This is a genomic window from Actinoplanes sp. NPDC000266 (assembly GCF_042899005.1).
Lineage (GTDB): Bacteria > Actinomycetota > Actinomycetes > Mycobacteriales > Micromonosporaceae > Actinoplanes.
The window spans coordinates 1,090,607-1,111,807 of sequence record NZ_JBIAZI010000001.1; the positions used below are offsets into that span (position 1 = coordinate 1,090,607).

Sequence of the window (21,201 nt, forward strand, 5' to 3'; positions counted from 1 at the left end):
TGGCCCCTATATGTGGTGGACGGCAACGCCGTCGGCGAAGGTGCTGCGGACGCGGATCGCGGAGAGGGACGACGCCGGGACCGCGTACGGGTCGGCGTCGAGCACGACGAGGTCGGCGGCCTTGCCGAACTCGATGGAGCCGGTGGTGTCGTCGCGGCGACTCGCCCGGGCCGCGCCGATCGTGTACGCCTGCAAGGCCGCTGAAAGAGCAAGGCGTTCGCCGGACAGGAGCGGTTCGGTCTGAGCCCGTACGTCCTGGGCGTGCGGGTCGGCCGCCGGCGCGGTCCGGTTGACCGCGGTGTGCAGGCCCCACAGCGGGTCGGGGCTGGAGACGGGCCAGTCCGAGCCCAGCGCGATCGGCGCGCCGGCCGCGGCCAGGGTGCCGAAAGCGAAGTGCATCTCCTGCTGGGCCGCTGTCAGGTAGGGCAGCTTCGTCTCGACCAGCACCGGATCGCGCCGGGCCCACAGCGGCTGAAGGTTGGCGATCACTTTCAGGAGGCTGAAACGGACTACATCGGCCGGGTCGATGAGGTCGATGTGCGCGATCTGGTGCCGGTGGTCCCACGCGCGGTCCGACGCCTCGATCGCGTCGAGGCATTCGCGGACCGCCCGGTCGCCGACCGCGTGCAGGTGCACGTCGAAACGCTCGGCGCCGAGGCGCCTGACGACCTCGGCCAGGGCCTCGGGTTCGATGAAGCTGAGGCCGTGGGTGTGCGGCACATTGGCGTACGGGCTGAGGACCGCCGCCGTGAGGTTCTCGCAGACCCCGTCCTGCATGATTTTGATTGCGGTCGTACGAAATTTCTTGCCGGCCGTCTCGTGCCGCCGGGCCAGGTGCCGCTCGATCTGCTCGAGGCCGGCGTCCCGGTCCCACCACAGCGCCCCGGTCACCTTGGCCGTCAGCCAGCCGGCGGCCTCGGCCGCCCGATATGTGTCGTACGGGTCGGGCCCGCCGAGAACCGCCCCGATCGCCGCGTCCTGCCAGCCGGTGACGCCGAGTCGGTGCAGATAGCTCTGCGCGGTGCGCAACGCCTGCTCCTGGGCCGCGCGATCGGGCGCGGGCACCAGCCGCAACACGAGGTCGGCGGCCGCGTCGCTGAGCATCCCGGTCGGCTCGCCGGCGGCGTCGCGGTGGATGACCCCGGCGTGCGGGTCGGGCGTGTCGCGGTCGATGCCGGCGCGAGCAAGTGCCACCGAGTTGACCCACACCCCGTGCGCGTCGTGGCTCAGGAAGGCCGCGGGCCGGTCCGGGATCAGCCGGTCGAGCTCGTGCCGATCGGGAAACCCGCCCGGAAAGACGTCGCCGTACCAGCCTGACCCCAGCACCCATGCGCCCCCGCGCGGATCCGAGGTGGGTGAAGCGCCACCGCGAAGGTTCGGCGTGGGCGATGCGCCGGCGACGTGAGCGGCGATCAGCGCTCGGTAGTCGGCCAGGCTGTGCACCCCGGACAGGTCGCAGCCGGTGAGCTGGAGGCCGGCCGGCAGCGGGTGCACGTGGGCGTCCTGGAAACCGGGCAGCAGCGCGCCGCCGTCGAGGTTCACGACCTCGGTGCGCGGGCCCAGCCAGGAGCGCACGTCGCCGAGCGCGACGATCACGCCGTCCCGCACGGCCACGGCGTCGGTCATGGGGCCGGCCATGGTGTGGATGGCGCCGCCGTGAAAGATCCAGTCGGCTGCGGTCACCGGCTGCCTCCATTCTTTGCGCTGCATCTCAAACTATGGCGGTTGACCCTGCCTCAACTCCGTTTCAAACTGGTGAATCAGCGAGAATGATTTTTCTATGCTCAGCATCAAAAAAGCGCATGAGCGCAGGTGGGGGAGTGCGTGGCCAGGCCCAAGGAGCAGACCGCCCGGCGGGGTGAGATCGTCGCCGCGGCGCAGCGGGCCATCGTCGAGCGCGGCCTCGCCGGTCTCCGGATCAAGGATGTCGCACGGGAGGCGGGGCTGTCGCCGGGTTCGGTCAGTTACTACTACGGCGATTTCGACGACCTGCTGGCCGACGTTCACCAGGACGCCGTCGACCGGTTCTACTGGCAGCGGCTGGCCGCCATCGAGGCTTCCGACGAGCCCGCCGCCCAGCTCACCGCCCTCGTGCGGGCCGGCATGCCGGCCAGTGCCGACGATCCGACCTGCCGGGTCCTCTACGAGCTGCACGTGCACGCCGCCCGCAACCGCACCCACGCCGTGCTGATGACCGCGCTCTACGACCGCGAGGTCTCCCTCTACCAGCAGGTTCTGCGCGCGCTCGGGCTCGACGCCGCCGCCTCGGCCACGGTGGCCTCCAACGCGGTGGCGCTGGAGGACGCGTACGGCCTGCACATCGTCGGCCGCAACGCGCACGTGACCGCCGCCGGGGCGGTCGCGAACATCCTGGCCTATCTGAGCATGGCCACCGGCCGCGAACTGAAGGGCTGAGCACATGGCCGACCCCGCCTACACGTTCCTCCAGCTGCGCTACTTCGCGGCCGCGGCCGAGCTGGGCAGCATGACCGCCGCCGCCAAGGAGCTCCGGGTCTCGCAGTCCGCCGTCTCGACCGCGGTCGCCCAGCTCGAGAAGGAGCTCAAGGTGCAGCTGCTGTTGCGCCACCACGCCCGCGGCCTCACTTTGACCGCGGCCGGCAAGGCGTTCCACCGGGAGCTGCGCAGCTTCCTGGCCCATTCCGTCGAGCTGGCCGAGTCGGCCCGCAACGCCGGGCAGGGCCTGGTCGGCGACCTCACCGTGGGCTGCTTCTCCACGCTGGCCCCGTTCCGGCTGCCCGGCCTGCTCACCCGCTACGAGGAGGCCTATCCGCAGGTGCGCATCGACGTGCTGGAGGCCGAGCACGCCACCCTCCAGCGGGCGCTGCGGGCCGGCGAGTGCGAGGTGGCCGTCTCGTACGGCTACGACCTCGCCGAGGACATCGACCGCGAGGTGATCGACGCGTCGCCGCCGTACGCGATCGTCGCCGCCGGCCACCGGCTGGCCGCGCGCGGGGAGGTGTCGCTGGCCGAGCTCGCGGTGGAGCCGATGATCCTGCTCGACCTGCCGCACAGCGGCGCCTACTTCGAGGCGCTCATCGCGCGCACGGGCATCGCCCCGGTGATCCGGCATCGCACGACCGGTTTCGAGACCGTACGGGCCCTGGTCGCCCACGGCCGCGGCTACGCCCTGCTCAACCAGCGCCCGGCCGGCGACAACACCTACGACGGCCGTCCCGTGGTCGCGCTCCGCCTCCGCGACGAGGTCGAGCCCCTCGAGATCGTGGTGGCCTGGATGAAGGGCGTACGGCTGACGCACCGGGCCCGGGCCTTCGTCAGCATGGCGAAAGACGCCTACCGGCGAAATTCCGATGCATAGCATCGGCTGAGCCGATGGCCCGGACATCACAGCGTCACCGGCGGGCGTCGACGATTACCGGACCGTTACCGGCTGATGCCGGGAAAGCGTTGCATCGGGAAATCAGATGCAAGGCAGCGATTACAAATGTTTGTCCGATGGACCACGCACGTTTGATAGTGCAGGTCACACCCCACGGCCTGCCAGGAGACGCCATGGACGGACAGAACGCCTCGACGCTCCAGGTCGAGTCGCACACCATCGAGCACATTCCGGTGACCGAGCGCCACGGCACCGCGCGCAGCCTCTTCACCATCTGGTTCGGCGCCAACATCATGCTGCTCACGGTGGCCACCGGCGCCGTCGCGACCGCCGTCTACGGCCTGCCGATCTGGGCCGCTGTCGTCGCCCTGGCCATCGGCAACCTGGTCGGCGGCGTGGTCATGGCGCTGCACGCGGCGCAGGGCCCGCAGATGGGCGTGCCGCAGATGTTGCAGACCCGGGCACAGTTCGGGTCGTACGGCAGCCTGCTCGTCGTCGTCATCGTGATCCTGATGTACGTCGGCTTCTTCGCCTCGAACATGGTGCTCGGCGGCCAGGCCCTGGCCAGCGTCACCGGCCTGCCCGAGACGCCGTCGATCGTGCTCATGGGCGCCATCAGCGTCCTCGGGCCGCTGCTCGGCTACCGCTTCCTGCACATGCTCGGCGGCCTGATGAGCGTCGTGGCCGGCGGCGCGCTGGTCATCGCCTTCATCTGGGCGCTCGGCATCAACGGCCTGCCCTCGGGTGTCGCGTCGAGCGGTTCGTTCAGCTGGATGGGCTTCTTCGGGGTGCTGTCGCTGGCGGCTCTCTGGCAGATCGCGTACGCCCCGTACGTCTCGGACTACAGCCGCTACATGCCCCGCGACACCGGCGTGCGGCCTGCCTTCTGGGCCACCTGGTCGGGCGCGGTCTTCGGCTCGCTGCTCACCATGATCCTGGGCGTCTTCGTCGGCGCGGCCTTCCCCGAGGAAGACTCGGTGACCGGCCTCGGCCACCTCACCTCGGGCGTCGGCGCGCTGGTGGTGGCCATCTTCGGGCTCTGCATCGCGGTCAGCAACGGCATGAACCTGTACTGCGGCGCGCTCTCCTCGATCACGGTCGGGCAGACGATCTTCCCGCGCTGGAAGCCGGGCGCGTCGGCCCGCACGGTCATCTCGATCGCCCTGTTCGCGGTGGCGATGGTGATGGCGCTGGCCGGCAAGGACAACTTCCTGGTCAACTTCACCAACTTCATGCTGCTGCTGATGTGCGTGCTGGTGCCGTGGACCGCGGTCAACCTGGTCGACTACTACTACCTCAAGCACGGCAAGTACGACATCAAGTCGCTCTTCGAGCGCGACGGCGGCGTCTACGGCCGGTTCAACGCCGTCGCCATCGGCTGCTATGTGGCCGGCATCCTCGTTCAGATCCCGTTCCTGAGCACCACGATCTACACGGGCCCGATCGCGTCCCGCCTCGGCGGCGTCGACATCTCGTGGATCGTCGGCCTGGCCGTGATCTGCCCGCTCTACTACGTGCTGATGAAGCGCACCAGCACCAACGCCGCGCCCGCGGTGGCCGTACAGGAGGCCTGATTTCCATGACTGACTGGCACGCTCTCGCCCGTACCGTCGAACCCCGCTCCGACGCCTTCATCGACGGCAAATCGGTGCCGGCGGCCGACGGGCGCCGGATCCCCTCGGTCAACCCGGCCACCGGCGTGGTGCTGGCCGAGGTGGCCGCGTGCGGCGAACAGGACGTGGACCGGGCCGTCGCGGCGGCCCGGCGCGCCTTCCCCCGATGGGCGGCCACCTCTCCCGGCGAGCGGAAGGCCGTTCTGCTGCGGCTCGCCACGCTGATCAGGGAGAACGCGGACGAGCTGGCGCTGCTGGACAGTCTGGACGCCGGCAAGCTGATCAGCGACACCTCGACCATCGACGTGCCCGGATCGGCGGCGATTCTTCAGTGGTACGCCGAGACGATCGACAAGGCGTACGGGGAGATCGCCCCGACCGGGCGAGGTGATCTGGCGCTGGTCACACGGGAGCCGCTGGGCGTGGTGGCGGCGGTCGTGCCGTGGAACTATCCGCTCGAGATGGCGATCTGGAAGGTCGCGCCGGCCCTCGCGGCGGGCAACGCGGTGGTGCTGAAGCCGGCCGAGGAGTCGCCGCTGTCGGTGCTGCGGCTGGCCGAACTGGCCGTGGAGGCGGGGCTGCCGGAGGGCGTACTCAATGTCGTTCCCGGTCTGGGGCCGGAGGCCGGCAAGGCGCTCGGGCTGCACCCGGACGTGGACGCGGTGACCTTCACCGGGTCGACGCCGGTGGGCAAGTTGTTCCTCCAGTACGCCGGTCAGTCGAACATGAAGCAGGTCTGGCTGGAGTGCGGCGGCAAGAGCGCGAACGTGGTCTTCGCCGACGCCGCCGACCTGGACGCGGTCGCGGCCGGGGTGTGCTTCGGCATCTTCACCAACGCCGGCCAGGTCTGCTCGGCGAACTCACGGTTGCTGGTGGCGCGCCCGGTCGCCGATGAACTGATCGCGAAGATAACCGAGAAAGCCCGGCAAATCCGGCAAGGCGATCCTCTCGACGAGGCGACCACGATGGGGCCGCTGGTCAGTGACGCCCAAGCGGCGCGGGTTCTCTCGTACGTCGAAGTCGGGCACGCCGAAGGGCGCGCGATCCTGCCGGGCGGTCCCCTCGAAGGGGCGCCCACGAAGGCGTACGTCAATCCCTCGATCTTCGAAGTTGGTCCGGAGAGCCGTCTCTCCCGGGAGGAAGTCTTCGGGCCGGTGCTCGCGGTGCAGGCCTTCGACAGCGAGGACGAGGCGGTGGCGATGGCCAACGACTCGATCTACGGGCTGGCCGCCTCGGTGTGGTCGGACAGCCTCTCGCGGGCCCATCGCGTCGCCGGGCGGCTGCGCGCGGGCACGGTCTCGGTGAACACGGTCGACGCGCTCGACGTCACCACGCCGTTCGGCGGCTTCGGGCAGAGCGGCTTCGGCCGCGACCTCTCGCTCCACGCGCTGGACAAGTTCACGGCGCTCAAGACCACCTGGGTGAACTACCGATGACCGACTATCTGATCGTCGGCGGCGGCACGGCCGGATCGCTGCTCGCCGCCCGCCTCTCCGAGGACCCGTCGGTCAGCGTCACGCTGCTCGAATGGGGGCCGTCGGACGTCGGCGAGCCGCGGGCGCGGTCGATCCGGCGCTGGGCCGAGATGCTCGAGGGCCAGTACGACCTCGACTACCGCAGCGTCCCGCAGGCGCGCGGCAACAGCGACATCCGGCAGGCGCGGATGCGGATCCTCGGCGGCTGCTCGACGGCCAACACGATGATCACGTGGCGGCCGCTCGCCTCCGACCTGCGCGAATGGGTGTCGCTGGGCGCGACCGGGTGGGAGCCCGAGGCGGTCCTGCCGTACTACGACAAGCTCCAGATCCCGATCTCTCCGGTGGCTCCGGCCGATCAGAACGCCTACGTGGCCGACGTGGTCGCCGCCGCCGCCAAGGCGCTGGACGTGCCCGTGCAGGAGCAGTGGAACGACGGGCGGCTCGACGCGCGGGCCGAAGGGGTGGGGTTCTTCGAGGTCGGCTACGACCCGGCCACCAACGTGCGGGGTTCCACGTCGATTCACTATCTGCACGAGGCCCTCTCCCGTCCGAATCTGACCGTGCACACCGGGGTGCGGGCGCTTCGCGTGCTCCTGGAAGACGGCCGCGCGACCGGCGTGCACACCTCGTCCGGGACATTTCGGGCATCCCGCGAGGTGATCCTCTGTGCCGGGGCGATCGACTCGGCTCGCCTGCTGCAGCTCTCGGGCATCGGGCCGCGCGAGGTGCTGGAGACCGCGGGGGTGCCGGTCGTGGCCGACCTGCCGGTGGGCGAGAACCTGATGGACCACGCCGAGGGCCTGATCCTGTGGGAGTCGGTGAAGCGGCCGCCGGCCGAGTGCGCGAGCGGCTGGGACGCCGGCGGCATGGTCAGCGTCGACGGCGATCTCACCCGGCCCGACGTTCTCATGCACTTCCCGGTCGAGGCCTGGGCCGTGCACGCCGAGACCTACGGCGTGGATCTGCCGGCGAACATCGTGCAGATCGCCCCGAACGTGGCCCGGCCGGCCAGCCGCGGCACTGTCCGCATCACGTCGGCCGACCCCTCCGACCCGCCGGAGATCGACTACGGCTACTTCACCGACCCCGAGGGCCACGACGAGCGCATCCTGATCGCCGGCATCCGGGCCGCGCGGAAGATCGCCGAACAGGAGCCGTTCCGCTCCTGGCTGGTCCGTGAGGTCTTCCCCGGCCCGTCGGTGGTCAGCGACGAGGATCTGTCCGAGGCCCTGCGCGCGACCCACCAGACCGTCTACCACGTCTCCGGCACCTGCCGGATGGGCGCGGTGCTCGACGGTGACCTGCGCGTCCTCGGCGTCGAGGGCCTGCGCGTGGTCGACGCGTCGGTGTTCCCGGCCATTCCCGCCGTCAACCCGGTCGGCACGGTCATGGTCGTGGCGGAACGGGCCGCCGACCTCATCACCCGGGCGCCTTTACACAACTGATTAGTTGTGCAAAGGTCTGGTTGTGGAAGCGACAACTCTGGCCCGGACCTTCGCGGCCCTGGCCGACCCGACCCGGGTGGCGATCGTGGCCCGGCTCGCCACCGGCGACGCCACCGTCAAGGAGCTGACCGAGCCGTTCGACCTCACCCAGCAGGCCGTCTCGCGGCATCTCAAGGTGCTGGCCGACGCGGGGCTCGTCACGCGACGACAGCAGGCGCAGGCGCGGCCGGCCAGCCTCGAGGTCGAGCGGCTGATCGAGATGCTGACCTGGATCGACGCCCGCCGGGCCGAGTGGGCCGGCCGGCACGACCGCCTGGCCGAGCACCTGCGGGGGCTGAGATGAGGTACGTGCACGACGCGCCCGCCGAACTGGTCTTCGCCTGCCTGACCACGCCCGAGCATCTCACCCATTTCTGGGGCCCGGACGGCACGCACACGCCGCTGCCGAACATCGTGGTCGACCTGTGGCCGGGCGGCGCGTTCGAGACCACGATGGTGAACGACCGCAGCGGCGAGACGTACACGATGCGTGCCGTGTACGTCGCCGTCGACCCGCCGCGGTTCCTGTCGTGGCGCGAGGCCGGCTCCGGCGTGCTCACCGAGATCACCTTCACCGACCGCGGCGACGGCACCACCGAGGTCGTGACCGTCCAGCAGGGACTACCACCGCACATGCTGACACCCGAGGCGCGGGCCGGCTGGCGCAGCGCGCTCGACCGTGCCGCGGCGCACGTGGCGGTCCAGGCGCTCGCCGGGCCGCAGTTCCAGGCACTCGCCGAGGCGCTGGCCGGGCAGTCGCCGACCGCGCCATCCCTGTGTGAGGGCTGGGAGGTACGCCACGTGGTCGCGCACATGACGATGGCCGCCCGCTACGACGGGCCGGCGTTCATGGCCGAGCTGGCGTCGGTGGGCTACGACTTCGACGCGCTGTCCGAGAAGGTCGCCCGCCGCGACGGCGAACTTCCGTTCGCGACGTTGCTGGCCGATCTGCGTGGCGACACCATGGCCCGGTGGGCGCCGCCCGGCGGCGGCGCGGCCGGGGCGCTCAGCCACGTGGTCATCCACGGCCTCGACATCACCGCCGCCCTCGGCCTGCCTCGCACGGCGAGCGACGAGGCCACCCGCCTCGTCCTCGACGGGCTGGCCGACGGCAAGCATTTCGGCGTCGACACCACGGGGCAGCGGCTGCGCGCCACCGACCTCGACTGGGAACGCGGGGACGGTGTGCTGGTCGAGGCGCCGGCGGGCGATCTCGTCCTGCGCCTCAGCGGCCGAACCCGTCAGCGATAACCCACGTAGATCACGAGCTGGTCCTCGTGGAGTTCGGTTCCGACCTGCACGAAACCGGGATCGAAGAGCCGCGGGGACAGCGTCTTCTCCTCCTCCAGGCCCATCGTCCGGGCCAGCTCGGCCGGCGACTGCCCGGGCGGGGGCGTCACGGTCAGGCGCCACCAGCATCCGCCGGAACCGCAGGCCTCGCGCTGGTCGGCGACGGTCGCGCCGGCCGGCACCTCGGGGATCCGCGACTTCGGCGGCAGCGACCCTTCACCGCCCAGCAGCAGCAGGAACGAGAACCACAAACCCCAGAGGATTGCGAGTACGGCTACCGTCGCCCCCGCGGCGATGAGGATCAGCTTCGCCGGGCCGAGTCGGATGATCATCACGACAGGGTAGGCGGTCAGGCCCCGCTGCTGCCGGTGCGCTTGAGCGCGAGGGCGCCGAGGGCGAGGCCGAAGACGGCGGGACCACCTTCCTGGTCCGCCTGCCCACCGGTGGCGCGGTCGTAGGGTGGGGATGACAACCGGCGGAAGGGACATACCGATGGCCAGGACCTGGTTCATCACCGGCAGCTCGCGGGGCTTCGGGCGGGAGTGGGCGTCGGCGGCGCTGGAGCGGGGCGACCGGGTCGCCGCCACGGCCCGCGATGCCGGCTCTGTGAAAGACCTTGTTCAGCGGTACGGCGACAACGTGCTCCCGCTGACGCTGGACGTGACCGATCGTCAGGCGGCGCTCGACGCGCTCGCGACGGCCGACGAGCATTTCGGGCGGCTCGACGTGATCGTCAACAACGCGGGGTACGGGCAGTTCGGCATGATCGAGGAGATCAGCGAGCAGGAGGCCCGGGCGCAGTTCGAGACCAACGTCTTCGGGGCGCTGTGGGTGACCCAGGGCGCGCTGCCGTACCTGCGCAAGGCCGGTGGCGGCAACATCATCCAGGTGTCGTCGATCGGTGGCATCTCGGCGTTCGCCAACATCGGCGTCTACAACGCGTCCAAGTGGGCCCTCGAGGGGTTCAGCCAGGCGCTGGCGCAGGAGGTCGCGCTCTTCGGGATCAAGGTGACGCTGGTGGAGCCGGGCGGTTTCAGCACCGACTGGGGTGGTTCGTCGGCGCGGCACGCGACGCAGTCGGAGACGTACGAGAAGGTGCGTGCCCAGGCAGCCGAGGCCCGCAGCAAGCGCGTGGCCAACCCGGGCGACCCGTCCGCGACCGGCGCGGCCATCCTGAAGATCGTCGACGCCGAGAAGCCGCCGCTGCGCGTGTTCTTCGGCGAGGCGCCGCTGGCCATCGCCACCGCCGACTACGAGTCCCGCCTGGCCGAGTGGCGCGAGTGGCAGCCGCTGTCCATCGAGGCTCAGGGCTGACGCGGCTGGGCGTCGTGATGCCGCTCCAGCAAGGCCTCCAGGCGCTCGGCCGGCATGGGGCGGCCCAGCAGGTCGCCCTGGGCCAGGCGGCAGCCGGCCGTCTCGGCGGTGTCCAGGTCGGCCCGGTCGGTCACGCCGTGGGCGATGACGTCCATGCCCAGCCGGTGGCCCACGGTGACGGCGACCTCCAGGACGGCCGGCTCGTCGAAGACGTGGTCGATCTTCAGTAGGTCGACCGGGAGGATCCGGAGGCGGCTCAGCGAGGTCGGCCCGGTGCCGAAGTCGTGCACGGCGGTGCGGACGCCCTCGGCTCGCAGCCGCCCCAGCGACGCCGCCACCTTGTCGACGCCGGGCTGGCGGACGTCGTCCTCGGAGATCTCGACGACCAGGGCCGCCGGCGGCAGGCCGTGCGACTCCAGGGCCGTGTGCAGGCTTGCCTGGAAGGACGGGTCGGCCAGCTGACGCGGGCGGACGGTGACGGCCAGCCACAGGTCGGGGTGCAGGCGGCGCCAGCCGGCCAGCAGCCGGCACGACGTCCGCAGCACGTGGTCGCCGATCTTGGACAGGACGCCCAGCTCCTCGGCCAGGGCCAGCAGCTCGCCGGTGGGCACCGGGCCGACGGTCGGGTGCCGCCACACCGGCGCCACCTCGACGCCGGCCGGGCGGCGGCCGGGCAGGTCCACGATCACCTGGAAGTCGAGGTCGACGACCGCGCCCGGCAGGTCCTGCTCCAGGGTGGACCGGCGCAGCAGACGGGTCTCCATCTCGGCCTCGTACCATTCGACGGCGCCGGGCGGGCCGGAGCGCACGGACCGCAGCGCCAGCTGGGAACGCCGCAGCACCTCGCCCGCCGGCTCGTCACCGGCCATGTCGGCCAGACCGGCCCAGGCCGAGAGGTGCGAGACCGTGCCGGCCGCCGTGTACGGCGCCGACAGGGCGTTCACGAGCTGACCGGCGAGCAGCTGGGCCCGTACGGCACCATGATGCGTCAGCACCGCCAAGCGTGACTCGCCCACCCGGGCCGGCACGTCGGCCGCCGGCACGCCGGTCCGCAGCCGGCGGGCCGCCTCGACCAGCACCGATTCGGCGAGCTCGCGCCCGTGCACGTCGCCGACGGCGGTGAGCCCGCCCAGCTCGATGACGATCATCGCCGCCGCGCCGGGGATCAGCTCGGCCGCGCGCAGCAGGCCCTCGCTGTTGGCCAGGCCGGTCTGCCGGTCGAGGTGGGTCTCCTGGCGCAGCGTCTGCTCCAGGTCGCGGGCCTGGCTGACGTCGCGGATGTGCACGACCAGGGTGCGCCCGGGCTCGGCCGGGTCGGCGCCGCTCGTGGTCCACTCGGTCTCCCGCCACCGGCCGAAGCCGTCGCGCAGCCGCACCGCGATGACGTCGCCCGAGCCCGGGTCGGCGAGGCGGGCGGTCAGCGTCGCGTGGACGTCGTCGACCTGGACGGGGTCGATCAGCAGCGCCACCGAGCGCCCGAGCGGGAGCTCGAACTGGCGGAACGAGGCCGGCGACTGCCAGCGCACGGCCAGGTTGGCGTCGAGGACCATGGCCACGTCGGTCGCCCCGAACATCAGGCTGCGCAGCCGGTTCCCCTGGTCGGTGAGGTGGCCGGCCTGCCGGCGCAGGGCGACCGCCGACACGAACTCGCGGGCCGCCACCGCCGCCACCCCGAGCGCGCCCAGCATGATCGCCGGCGCGTCGACGCCGCCGCCGTTGAGCAGGTGATAGACCGTGATCAGGGCCGATCCGAGGATCGGGACGGTGAGCAGCGGAAAGCTCGCCGACGGCTCGCTGCCGGGCGGCGGCATGGGCGCGAGGTCGGGGGAGAGCCGCACCGAGCCGTACCAGAGCAGGCCGCCGGCCACGTTGATCGCCACGGCGGCGATGACGGCCGCGATGGCCGCGTTCGGCACGGCCGGATAGTCCAGGCCGATGACGAGCGCGGTCAGCCCGAGCAGTGACAGCGCGGCGGCCGGTCCGCACCACAGCAGGGCGGTCCGGTGCCGGATGGCGTGCACGCCCGCGACCCCGGCCGTGGTGGCCGCCCCGCCGCCGAAGATCAGCGCGGTGATGGTGGCGCCGCGCTGCTCGCCGCCGTTGCTGAACAGCAGCAGCCAGGCCGAGAACATCAGGCAGGACCAGACCCCCAGGACATCGAGGGCCGTACGCAGCCGGGCCAGCCCCGCGCGCTGCTGTGGTGGCCGCAGGATCGCCGGCAGATAGAGGGCGGCCACGAAGAAGAGGCTGACCAGCGGGATCTCGGCCGGCAGCGGGACGCCGTCGACCAGCGCATGCGGCGCCACGGCGGAGGCGACGCCGCTGGCCGCGCCGGCCAGCGCGGTGAGCCCGAGACCGCCGGCCAGCGCCAGGGCCCGGGCGCGTGGCCCGGCCGACCGGCCGGACAGGGCGGACCGCGCCATCACCACCGCCGTCGCGGCCGAGGCGGCGGTCAGCAGACCGGCCAGGCTGCCCACCGGGAGCGCCGCCAGGGCCGGGAACAGCAGGAACGCGTGGATCAGCGCGACCGTCGCCAGCAGCGCGGGCACGATCAGCCGGAGAGGGGGTCCGCCTGCCATGATGCAGAACCAACGAGAGTTCGCCGCGATGGTTACGGTCCGGGGAGAAAAATGGCAACTATCGATCGGGTCGAGGTGCTCGTCACCTCGCCGGGCCGCAACTTCGTGACCCTGCGGATCACCACCTCGGACGGGGTGACCGGTCTCGGGGACGCGACCCTGAACGGGCGCGAGCTGGCCGTCGCGTCCTATCTGCGCGACCACGTGGCGCCGCTGCTGGCCGGGCGCGATCCGGCCCGCATCGAGGACACCTGGCAGTACCTCTACAAGGGCGCCTACTGGCGGCGGGGGCCGGTGACCATGACGGCGATCGCGGCGGTGGACGTCGCGCTCTGGGACATCAAGGGCAAGGTGGCCGGGTTGCCGGTCTATCAGCTGCTCGGCGGGCGCTCCCGGGACGGGGTGCTGGTCTACTGCCACGCGAGTGGGGTGGATGTGGCGGCGCTGGTCGACGACGTGGCGGCGTACCGGGAAAAGGGTTTCAAAGCGATCCGAGCGCAAGCGGCCGTGCCCGGCGTCAGTGGCACGTACGGAATTCGTCAGGGTGCCTACTATGAGCCGGCCTCGGCGGCGCTGCCCGAGGAACAGTTGTGGAGCACGGAGGCCTATCTCGACTTCGCGCCGGCCTATCTGGCCAAGGTGCGGGAGAAGTTCGGCTTCGGGCTCCATCTGCTGCACGACGTGCACCACCGGCTGACCCCGATCGAGGCCGCCCGCTTCGGCAAGAGCGTGGAGGAGCTGCGGCTGTTCTGGATGGAGGATCCGACGCCGGCCGAGAACCAGGAGGCGTTCCGGCTGATCCGGCAGCACACGACGACGCCGATCGCGACCGGTGAGGTGCTCAACTCGATCTGGGACGTCAAACAGCTCATCACCGAGCAGCTCATCGACTACGTCCGCACGACGGTGGTGCACGCCGGCGGCATCACCCATCTGCGGCGCATCTTCGATCTGGCCGCGCTCTACCAGGTCCGTACGGGGTCGCACGGCGCCAGCGACCTCTCACCGGTCACGGTCGCGGCGGCCGTCGCCGTGGACATCAGCCAGCCCAACTTCGGCATTCAGGAGCACATGGGCCACACCCCGGAGACGTACGAGGTCTTCCCCGGCACGCCGCAGGTCACGGACGGCCTGCTCCACCCGTCGGAGGAGCCCGGCCTGGGCATCGGGTACGACGACGAGGTGGCGGCGAGATTCCCGTACGAGCCGCGATATCTGCCCGTCGCGCGCAATCTCGACGGCTCAGTCCACGACTGGTGAGTGGTGCACGACGGCCACCGTGCAGGCGCTGTGCCGCAGCAGGTGCTGGCTGACCGAGCCCAGGAGCAGGCCGCGGACCGGGCCGCGGCCCCGGCTGCCGACCACGATCAACTGCGCGGTGTGGCTGGCGGCGGTCAGGGCCTCGGCGGCGTGGCCGGCGACGGGCTCGACCGTGACGCCGGGGGTGGAGGGGACGCCCGAGCGGGGGCCGGACAGGATCCGCAGCGGCGCGTCGCGGGCGCCGGCCTGCTCGGTGGCGAAGCGCAGCACCGCCTCCTCGGCGGCCGAGCCGTCGACGCCGGCCACCACGGGAGCTCCGGGGACGGCCTGCCCGCGAACCACGACGACGGGGCAGTACGCGTGGGCGCTGACCGTCGTGCTGACCGTGCCCAGCAGGTTGGCCACGGCGCTGTGGCCCCGGCTGCCGAAGACGATCATCTCCGCCTCGGCCGATATGTCGAGCAGAGCCTGCACGGGCGGCGAATGCACCGCCCGGGCCTCGACCCGCACGTGCGGATGTGTCCGCCCGGCCTCGGCGACCACCTCGTCGAGCGCGGCCAGGACCGTCTGCTCCCACTCGCCGCCGGGCAGGATCTCGCCGGCGTTCGACGGGATCCAGCTGGGCACCTCGTGGGCGTACAGGAGGGTGACCGGGGATCCGGCGCCGAGGGCCCACGCGACCGCGGCGCGGGCGTCAGGAGAGTGGTCGTAGCCGACGACGATCGTCACACTTTTCGACCATACCGGTCACACCTGCGCGACGAGGGCCGGAGCCAGAGCCGTGGTCGACGGGCGGATCGTGCCGTCGACGAAGATGGCGTACCAGAGGCAGAAGATGGCCACGGTCCAGACCTTGCGGGAGTTGTCGGCGTGCCCGGCCCGGTGCTCGGCCAGCAGGCGCCGGGCGTATTCGAGGTCGAGCAGGTGGCGGGCGCCCGAGCCGGCCAGCAGGCCGTCCACCCAGTCGCCGATCGCGCCCTTGAGCCAGAGCCGGGTCGGGGTGGGGAAGCCCAGCTTGCGGCGGTCGCGCACCGACTCGGGGACGATGCCGCGCATCGCCTCGCGGAACGCGTGCTTGGTGGCCCGGCTGTGCGGCGGCAGCTTCAGGTCGGTCGGCAGGCCGGCCGCGGCCGCGTACACCGCCTGGTCGAGGAAGGGGACGCGCAGCTCCAGCGAGTGGGCCATCGACATGCGGTCGGCCTTGGTCAGGATGTCGCCCGGCAGCCAGGTGTGCAGGTCGACGTACTGCATGGAGGCCACGTCGTCGACGTCGGCCGTCTCGGCGTACAGATGTGAGGTGATCGCCGTGTGTGGTTCGGCGGTGAAGCGCATGAGCTCGGCCTTCTCGGCGGCCGAGAAGATGCGGGCGTTGCCGTAGTAGCGCTCCTCGATCGGGGTGGTGCCCCGCTCGATGAAGCTGCGGCCGCGCATGCCCTCGGGCATCGCGTGGGACAGGCCGCGCAGGCCCCGCTTGAGACCGGCCGGCAGCCGGTCGACGTTCGACAGCGAGGCCGGCTCGCGATAGATGGTGTAACCGCCGAACAGCTCGTCCGAGCCCTCGCCGGAGAGCACCACGGTGACGTAGCGCGACGCGGTCTGGGCCAGGAAGTAGAGCGGGATCAGCGACGGGTCGGCCACCGGGTCGTCGAGCAGATAGACGATGCGGGGCAGCTCGCGGATCACGTCGTCCTCGGTGACCAGGGTCGGGGTCAGCTTCACGCCGAGCTGGTTCGCGGTGTCCTGCGCGATATCGATCTCGGAGTAGCCGTCGGTGCCGAAACCGGCCGTGAAGACGTGCAGATCGGGCTTGACCTCGCGGGCCAGCGCCACGATGGCCGACGAGTCGACGCCGCTGGACAGGAACGCGCCGACCGGGACCTCGGCGTGCAGGTGCTTGTGCACGCTGTCGCGCAGGGCGTCGCGGATGCCCTTCTGCGCCTCCTCGGCCTTCATGGCCAGCGGGCGCAGCGACGGGCGGAAGTAGCGCTCCATGCGGATGCCGCCGCCGGCCGTCCAGGTCATCCGGTGGCCCGGGGGCAGCCGCTTGACCTGGCGGTGCAGGGTCAGCGGGTCCGGGACGTACTGGAAGGTCAGGTAGTGGGCGAGGGCGTCGGTGTCGAGGCCCGAGCGGGAGCTGCCGCTGAACGACAGCAGCGCCTTGCGCTCGCTGGCCAGGAACAGCCCGTCCACAGTCTCGAGGATGTAGAGCGGCTTGATGCCGAACGGGTCGCGCGCGGCGTGCAGGGTGCCGGTCCATCGGTCGTACGCCACGAAGGCGAACATCCCGCGCAGCCGGGGGAGAGCCGCCGGGCCCCAGAAGTGGAAGGCGGCCGCCAGCACCTCGCTGTCACCCTCGGTGGCGAAGGTGGCGGCGTGCTCGCGGATCAGCTCCTCGCGCAGCTCCCGGTAGTTGTAGATCTCGCCGTTGAACACGACGGTCCACCTGTCCCGGTAGTGCACGGGCTGCTGGGCCTCGGCCCGGTCGATGATCGCCAGCCGCTTGAACCCGAAGGCGGCGCCGTCGGCGAACTCCACCTGGGTATCGTCCGGGCCGCGGTGGTGCATCGACTCGAGAGCGCCGGCGAACGCGGCGGCGGACGCCTCATCGGGCGTTCCGGCGGCCGGGCGGCTGCTCACGAAGACGCTGAGCCCACACATACGTACCTCCCCAGGTTCGGTTCCGGGGAAACGTAGGTCGCATCCTGTGAAGAACTTGTGGGCTCATCGCAATCGGCACGGACCTTCACAGGATTCCAACATTCGGTGGCTTCAGTGGTCGAGGCTTGCGGTGCTGGGTCAGAATCGCCGCGTGACCGCACGTATCCTCGTGGCCGACGACGACCCGAAACACGCCCAGCTCATCCGCCTCTACCTCGAGCGCGAGGGGCATCAGGTGATCACTGTCGGTGACGGCCGGTCGGCCCTCGACGTGGCCCGCGCCCGCAAACCCGACCTGTTGGTGCTCGACGTGATGATGCCGCTGGTCGACGGGCTCGACGTCTGCCGCATCCTGCGGGCCGAGTCAGACGTGGCGATCCTGCTGGTCACCGCCCGCTCGTCGGAGAACGACATGCTCCTCGGGCTCGACATCGGCGCCGACGACTACATGGCCAAGCCGGTCAGCCCGCGCGAGCTGACGGCCCGGGTCCGCGCCCTGCTGCGCCGGGCCGGCTCGTCCGACACGGGCCTGCTGAAGGTGGGCGACCTGGAGATCGACGCCGGGCGGTTCGAGGTACGCGTGCGCGGCGAGGCCGTCACGCTGACGGCCAAGGAGTTCGCGATCCTCGAGCTGCTGGCCAAGGAGCCGGGCCGGGTCTTCACCCGCGGCCAGATCATCGACAAGGCGTTCGGCTTCGAGCACGACGTGTCCGAGCGCACGGTCGACGCCCACGTGGTCAACCTGCGCCGCAAGGTCGAGGAGAACCCGGCCGAGCCGGAATACGTGCAGACGGTGTACGGGCGGGGATATCGGATGGCCGAGCATTGAGCTTCCGGGTCCGTATCTTCCTGCTGGTCATGCTGGTGGCGCTCAGCGCCATCGGCGCGACGGCGTGGCTGACCCTCAACCTGACCCAGCGGGAGGTCTCGGGCGCCCTCGAGGCGCAGACCCGCCATCGGGCCGAGATCGTTCAGGAGATTCAGCGGTACGGGCTGCGGCACGGCAACTGGCCGGGTGTGAACCGGCTCGTGACCGAGCTGTCCGACCGCACCCATCTGCACATCCAGTTGCAGACCCTGGACAAGCAGGTGCTGGTCGACTCGGACACCGAGGCCGGCCGGGCCGCCGGCGCGGTGCAGGCCGTCGGATACGACATCAACCCGCAACCGGCCTTGCAGGACACCGCTCCGGCGCCGTCGGTCAGCCCGGGCCCGTCGGCCGTGGTGACACCCCGGTTCTATCGGCAAGCGGCGCTGATTCCGCGAGATCTGTTCGGCCCCACCCCGACCGACGAGCTGTACGGCGGCCCGGCCGCGCTGGCGGCCCGGCAGGCGGCGCAGTACCGCACCGGCCTCGTCCTGGTCCGTTGTCTGAACAAGGCCAAGGGGACGGAGGCCGCGCTCGGCAGCGACCGGCCTCCGTACGTCACCGCCCAGCAGCGCGCCCAGTCACCGGAGTGCCTCAAGCAGGCCGAGGCGAAGGTGCTGGGCGACAAGGCCTGGTTCGCCAGCTACTGGGACTACCTGGACACCTGCGTCGGCGCGCCCCGGCGCCTCGTGGGTGACCCGCTGGGCTCCAAGTGCATAGCCGGGGCGTACGCCGACACGGTCGTCACCAGCTCGGCCATGCCGCTGCGGCTCTTCCTGGGCGCGCGCGGCACGGTCGACATCGCCGACTTCGGCCGCCCGGCCATCATCGGCGTGGCCGGCCTGGTCGTCGTGGCGATCGTCGGCACGTTCCTGATCGCCCGGCAGGTGAGCCGGCCGGTGCGCCGCCTGACCGGCGCGTCCCAGATGCTCGCGGCGGGCATGCTCGACGTGCGGGTGCGCGTCAAGGGCGAGAGCGAGCTGGCCCGGCTGGCCGCCTCGTTCAACACGATGGCCGGGGCGCTGGAGCAGAGCGAGGAACGCCAGCGGCGGCTCATCGCCGACGTGGCCCACGAGATGCGGACGCCGCTGTCGAACCTGCGCGGCTATCTGGAGGCGCTCTCGGACGGGGTGGTCGAGCCGAGCCCCGAGCTGTTCGCCTCGCTGCACGAGGAGACCCTTCTCCAGGGCCGCATCCTCGACGACCTGCAGGTGCTGGCCCTGGCCGAGGCGGGCGACCTCGGCTATACGAAGACGCCGGCCGACCTGACCGAGCTGGCCGCGGCCGGGGTGACGGCCCATCGGGCCCGGGCGGCCGAGGCCGGGGTGACCCTGACCCTGGACGAATCCCCGCCGGTGTGGGTGGAAGCCGACCAGGACCGGCTGCGGCAGGTGCTGGGCAACCTGCTGAGCAACGCGATCCGCTACACCGATCGGGACGGGCAGGTGGTGGTACGTGTCCGGGCCGAGCACGGCGAGGCGGTGCTGACCGTGCGCGACACGGGGGTGGGGATCGCGGCCGGCGACCTGCCGCACGTCTTCGAGCGCTTCTGGCGGGCCGACAAGGCACGGCAGCGCGCCACCGGCGGCACCGGGCTGGGCCTGACCATCGCTCAGCGCATCGTGACGGACCACCAGGGCAGCATCGAGGTGACCAGCCAGCCGCACCTCGGGACGACCTTCACCGTACGGCTGCCTACGTCGGTCCCCGGTCGACGAAGCTGAACGGGATGGTGGCCGGGAAATCGCCGGCCAGCTCGACGTAGAGGCGGGCGTCGTCCTCGCTCCACTGCACGATGCCGTACGGCTCGCTGATCAGCGAATAGGTCGGGCGGTTCTTGTCGTCGAGCTCGCTGGTCGCGGAGATGGCGAACAGGGTCTCGTCGGAGACGGCGCAGTCGAGGGGAACCAGCGCCGAGGAGGCCCGGGTGTCCGAGGGCTCGATGCCGAGGCAACGGCGCTCGCCGGACAGGGTGGGCACGGCCGAGGCGATCTGGAACTGCTCGCCGTGCGGGATGAGCATGAAGACGGACTCGGGGGTGGTGCCGCCGCCGGCCTTGGCCGGGGCGTTCTGCGGCAGGTAGAGGTCTTTGTCGACGTTGGCCAGATGGAGCAGGGTGCGGCGCTTGCCGGCCAGGATGCCGGGGAGGCCGGTGGCGGCCGGGGCGGGCGCGGGGGAGGACGACGCGGGGGCCGGGGTGGCGGCTTCGCTGTGGCGGTTGCGCAGCACGAACCCGGCTGCGCCGGCGGCCAGCGCGAAGACCACGACGGCGGCCGCAATGGCCCATGCGCGGCCGCGCCGGGGATGAGTTGGGTAGTCGGGCGGGACGGGCGACGGTGGGGGCGGCCCTTCGTTCCAGGCGGGCGGCGGGGGTGTCGCGGTGAGGGCCGACGTCGGGTTTCCCAGCAACGCGTCGAGCAGCTCGCGGGCCGTGGGGCGGGCGGCCGGGTCCTTGGCCAGGGCGCTCTCGACGATGCCGCGCAGGGGGCCGTCGAGGCCGGTCAGGTTGGGCGGCTGGGTCATGATGCGCATGGCGGTCGCGGTGGGGGAGTCGCCGCCGAACGGGGTGCGGCCCGTGGCGGCGAAGGCGACCACCGCGCCCCAGGCGAAGATGTCGGCCGGGAAGCCCGCGGTGTCGGAGTCGAACCGCTCGGGCGCCATGTAGGCGATCGTGCCGACCATGTTCCCGGTGCCGGTGTGGCGGCTGGTCACCTCGGTCGGCCGGGCGATCCCGAAGTCGATCACCTTGACGCCGCCCATGGCCAGCAGCACGTTGGCCGGCTTGAGGTCGCGGTGGATGACGCCGGCGCCGTGAATGCCGGACAGCGCGGTGGCGATGCCGACCGCCACGCTGTGCAGCGCGGCCCCGCCCAGCGGCCCCTTCTCACGGACCACGGCGTCGAGGCTCGGCCCGTCGACGAACTCGACCACCAGATAGGGCGGATCGTGGTCGGGGTCGGCGTCGAGCACCTCGGCCGTGGAGAACGGCGGAACCTGCCGGGCCCGGTTGACCTCGCTGCGGAACCGGCGCACGAACTCGGGGTCGGCCGCGAACTCGCTCCGCACGACCTTGACGGCGACCGGCCGCCCGGCCGGGGTGCGCCCGTGGAAGACAGTGCCCATGCCGCCCTCGCCGAGACGGCCGTCCAGCTCGTATCGGCCCAGCCGGGGCGGGTCGTCGGGACGCAGCGGCCGGTTCACGGACCGAACATTACCGCCAGCTGTCGACAGCTCTCCGGCCCCCGCAGGTCATCACGTGTCGCTCTCACAGGCACACACGAGGTGACCATCCATCGATA

The 21,201-nt window shown here is 71.6% G+C and carries 18 protein-coding genes; 11 read left to right on the plus strand and 7 right to left on the minus strand.

Going from position 1 to position 21,201, the window contains the following annotated elements; translation table 11 throughout:
* Nucleotides 1–6 precede the first annotated feature (6 nt).
* Nucleotides 7–1,683: an amidohydrolase gene (locus ACFY36_RS04470; RefSeq protein ID WP_499744473.1), complete on the minus strand. Its 1,677-nt coding sequence runs from the start codon at nucleotides 1,681–1,683 to the stop codon at nucleotides 7–9.
* A gap of 141 nt (nucleotides 1,684–1,824) precedes the next feature.
* Here ACFY36_RS04470 and ACFY36_RS04475 point away from each other — a divergent pair, with 141 nt between their 5' ends.
* From ACFY36_RS04475 to ACFY36_RS04505, 7 genes are all read left to right on the plus strand, one after another.
* Entirely contained in the window at nucleotides 1,825–2,415 is a 591-nt protein-coding gene (locus ACFY36_RS04475; protein WP_499744474.1) for a TetR/AcrR family transcriptional regulator, read from the plus strand.
* A gap of 4 nt (nucleotides 2,416–2,419) precedes the next feature.
* A complete protein-coding gene (locus tag ACFY36_RS04480; protein ID WP_499744475.1) occupies nucleotides 2,420–3,337 on the plus strand; it encodes a LysR family transcriptional regulator in 918 nt (305 codons plus the stop codon).
* A gap of 194 nt (nucleotides 3,338–3,531) precedes the next feature.
* Nucleotides 3,532–4,932 carry a purine-cytosine permease family protein gene (locus ACFY36_RS04485; protein WP_499744476.1) on the plus strand — a complete coding sequence of 467 codons (1,401 nt, stop codon included), beginning with the start codon at nucleotides 3,532–3,534 and terminating at the stop codon, nucleotides 4,930–4,932.
* A 5-nt stretch (nucleotides 4,933–4,937) separates the two neighbouring features.
* Entirely contained in the window at nucleotides 4,938–6,407 is a 1,470-nt protein-coding gene (locus ACFY36_RS04490; RefSeq protein ID WP_499744477.1) for an aldehyde dehydrogenase family protein, read from the plus strand.
* Nucleotides 6,404–7,894 (plus strand): GMC family oxidoreductase, encoded by a 1,491-nt coding sequence (locus ACFY36_RS04495; RefSeq protein ID WP_499744478.1) that lies wholly within the window; start codon nucleotides 6,404–6,406, stop codon nucleotides 7,892–7,894. The genes ACFY36_RS04490 and ACFY36_RS04495 overlap by 4 nt, the downstream gene beginning before the upstream one ends.
* A 22-nt stretch (nucleotides 7,895–7,916) precedes the next feature.
* Nucleotides 7,917–8,237: an ArsR/SmtB family transcription factor gene (locus ACFY36_RS04500; protein ID WP_499744479.1), complete on the plus strand. Its 321-nt coding sequence runs from the start codon at nucleotides 7,917–7,919 to the stop codon at nucleotides 8,235–8,237.
* Nucleotides 8,234–9,184 carry a maleylpyruvate isomerase family mycothiol-dependent enzyme gene (locus tag ACFY36_RS04505; RefSeq protein ID WP_499744480.1) on the plus strand — a complete coding sequence of 317 codons (951 nt, stop codon included), beginning with the start codon at nucleotides 8,234–8,236 and terminating at the stop codon, nucleotides 9,182–9,184. The genes ACFY36_RS04500 and ACFY36_RS04505 overlap by 4 nt, the downstream gene beginning before the upstream one ends.
* Here ACFY36_RS04505 and ACFY36_RS04510 read toward each other — a convergent pair.
* Nucleotides 9,175–9,555 (minus strand): hypothetical protein, encoded by a 381-nt coding sequence (locus ACFY36_RS04510; protein ID WP_499744481.1) that lies wholly within the window; start codon nucleotides 9,553–9,555, stop codon nucleotides 9,175–9,177. The genes ACFY36_RS04505 and ACFY36_RS04510 overlap by 10 nt on opposite strands.
* 17 nt (nucleotides 9,556–9,572) lie before the next feature.
* Entirely contained in the window at nucleotides 9,573–9,695 is a 123-nt protein-coding gene (locus tag ACFY36_RS04515) for a hypothetical protein (RefSeq protein WP_499744482.1), read from the minus strand.
* 20 nt (nucleotides 9,696–9,715) lie between these two features.
* Between ACFY36_RS04515 and ACFY36_RS04520 the strand changes: the two genes are divergently transcribed.
* Complete coding sequence (locus ACFY36_RS04520) at nucleotides 9,716–10,537, plus strand: SDR family oxidoreductase (RefSeq protein ID WP_499744483.1); 822 nt, start codon at nucleotides 9,716–9,718, stop codon at nucleotides 10,535–10,537.
* On the opposite strand, the gene ACFY36_RS04525 is transcribed toward ACFY36_RS04520, so the two are convergent.
* Nucleotides 10,528–13,116 (minus strand): EAL domain-containing protein, encoded by a 2,589-nt coding sequence (locus tag ACFY36_RS04525; protein WP_499744484.1) that lies wholly within the window; start codon nucleotides 13,114–13,116, stop codon nucleotides 10,528–10,530. The two genes, ACFY36_RS04520 and ACFY36_RS04525, sit on opposite strands and share 10 nt — an antisense overlap.
* Nucleotides 13,117–13,167: 51 nt before the next feature.
* Between ACFY36_RS04525 and manD the strand changes: the two genes are divergently transcribed.
* The gene (gene manD / locus ACFY36_RS04530) at nucleotides 13,168–14,376 is read left to right on the plus strand and encodes a D-mannonate dehydratase ManD (protein ID WP_499744485.1); all 1,209 of its coding nucleotides are present in this window, start codon (nucleotides 13,168–13,170) and stop codon (nucleotides 14,374–14,376) included.
* Here manD and ACFY36_RS04535 read toward each other — a convergent pair.
* Nucleotides 14,359–15,105: a universal stress protein gene (locus ACFY36_RS04535; protein ID WP_499744486.1), complete on the minus strand. Its 747-nt coding sequence runs from the start codon at nucleotides 15,103–15,105 to the stop codon at nucleotides 14,359–14,361. The two genes, manD and ACFY36_RS04535, sit on opposite strands and share 18 nt — an antisense overlap.
* 18 nt (nucleotides 15,106–15,123) lie before the next feature.
* On the minus strand, nucleotides 15,124–17,034 hold the full coding sequence (gene asnB / locus ACFY36_RS04540; RefSeq protein ID WP_499744487.1) for an asparagine synthase (glutamine-hydrolyzing): 1,911 nt from the start codon (nucleotides 17,032–17,034) through the stop codon (nucleotides 15,124–15,126).
* A gap of 151 nt (nucleotides 17,035–17,185) precedes the next feature.
* Between asnB and ACFY36_RS04545 the strand changes: the two genes are divergently transcribed.
* Both ACFY36_RS04545 and ACFY36_RS04550 read left to right on the plus strand, forming a co-directional pair.
* Nucleotides 17,186–17,863, plus strand: coding sequence for a response regulator transcription factor (locus tag ACFY36_RS04545; protein WP_499744488.1), 678 nt, complete (start codon nucleotides 17,186–17,188; stop codon nucleotides 17,861–17,863).
* Nucleotides 17,860–19,626 (plus strand): sensor histidine kinase, encoded by a 1,767-nt coding sequence (locus tag ACFY36_RS04550; protein ID WP_499744489.1) that lies wholly within the window; start codon nucleotides 17,860–17,862, stop codon nucleotides 19,624–19,626. The genes ACFY36_RS04545 and ACFY36_RS04550 overlap by 4 nt, the downstream gene beginning before the upstream one ends.
* On the opposite strand, the gene ACFY36_RS04555 is transcribed toward ACFY36_RS04550, so the two are convergent.
* Nucleotides 19,598–21,103, minus strand: coding sequence for a serine/threonine-protein kinase (locus ACFY36_RS04555; RefSeq protein WP_499744490.1), 1,506 nt, complete (start codon nucleotides 21,101–21,103; stop codon nucleotides 19,598–19,600). The genes ACFY36_RS04550 and ACFY36_RS04555 overlap by 29 nt on opposite strands.
* Between the last annotated feature and the right edge of the window lie 98 nt (nucleotides 21,104–21,201).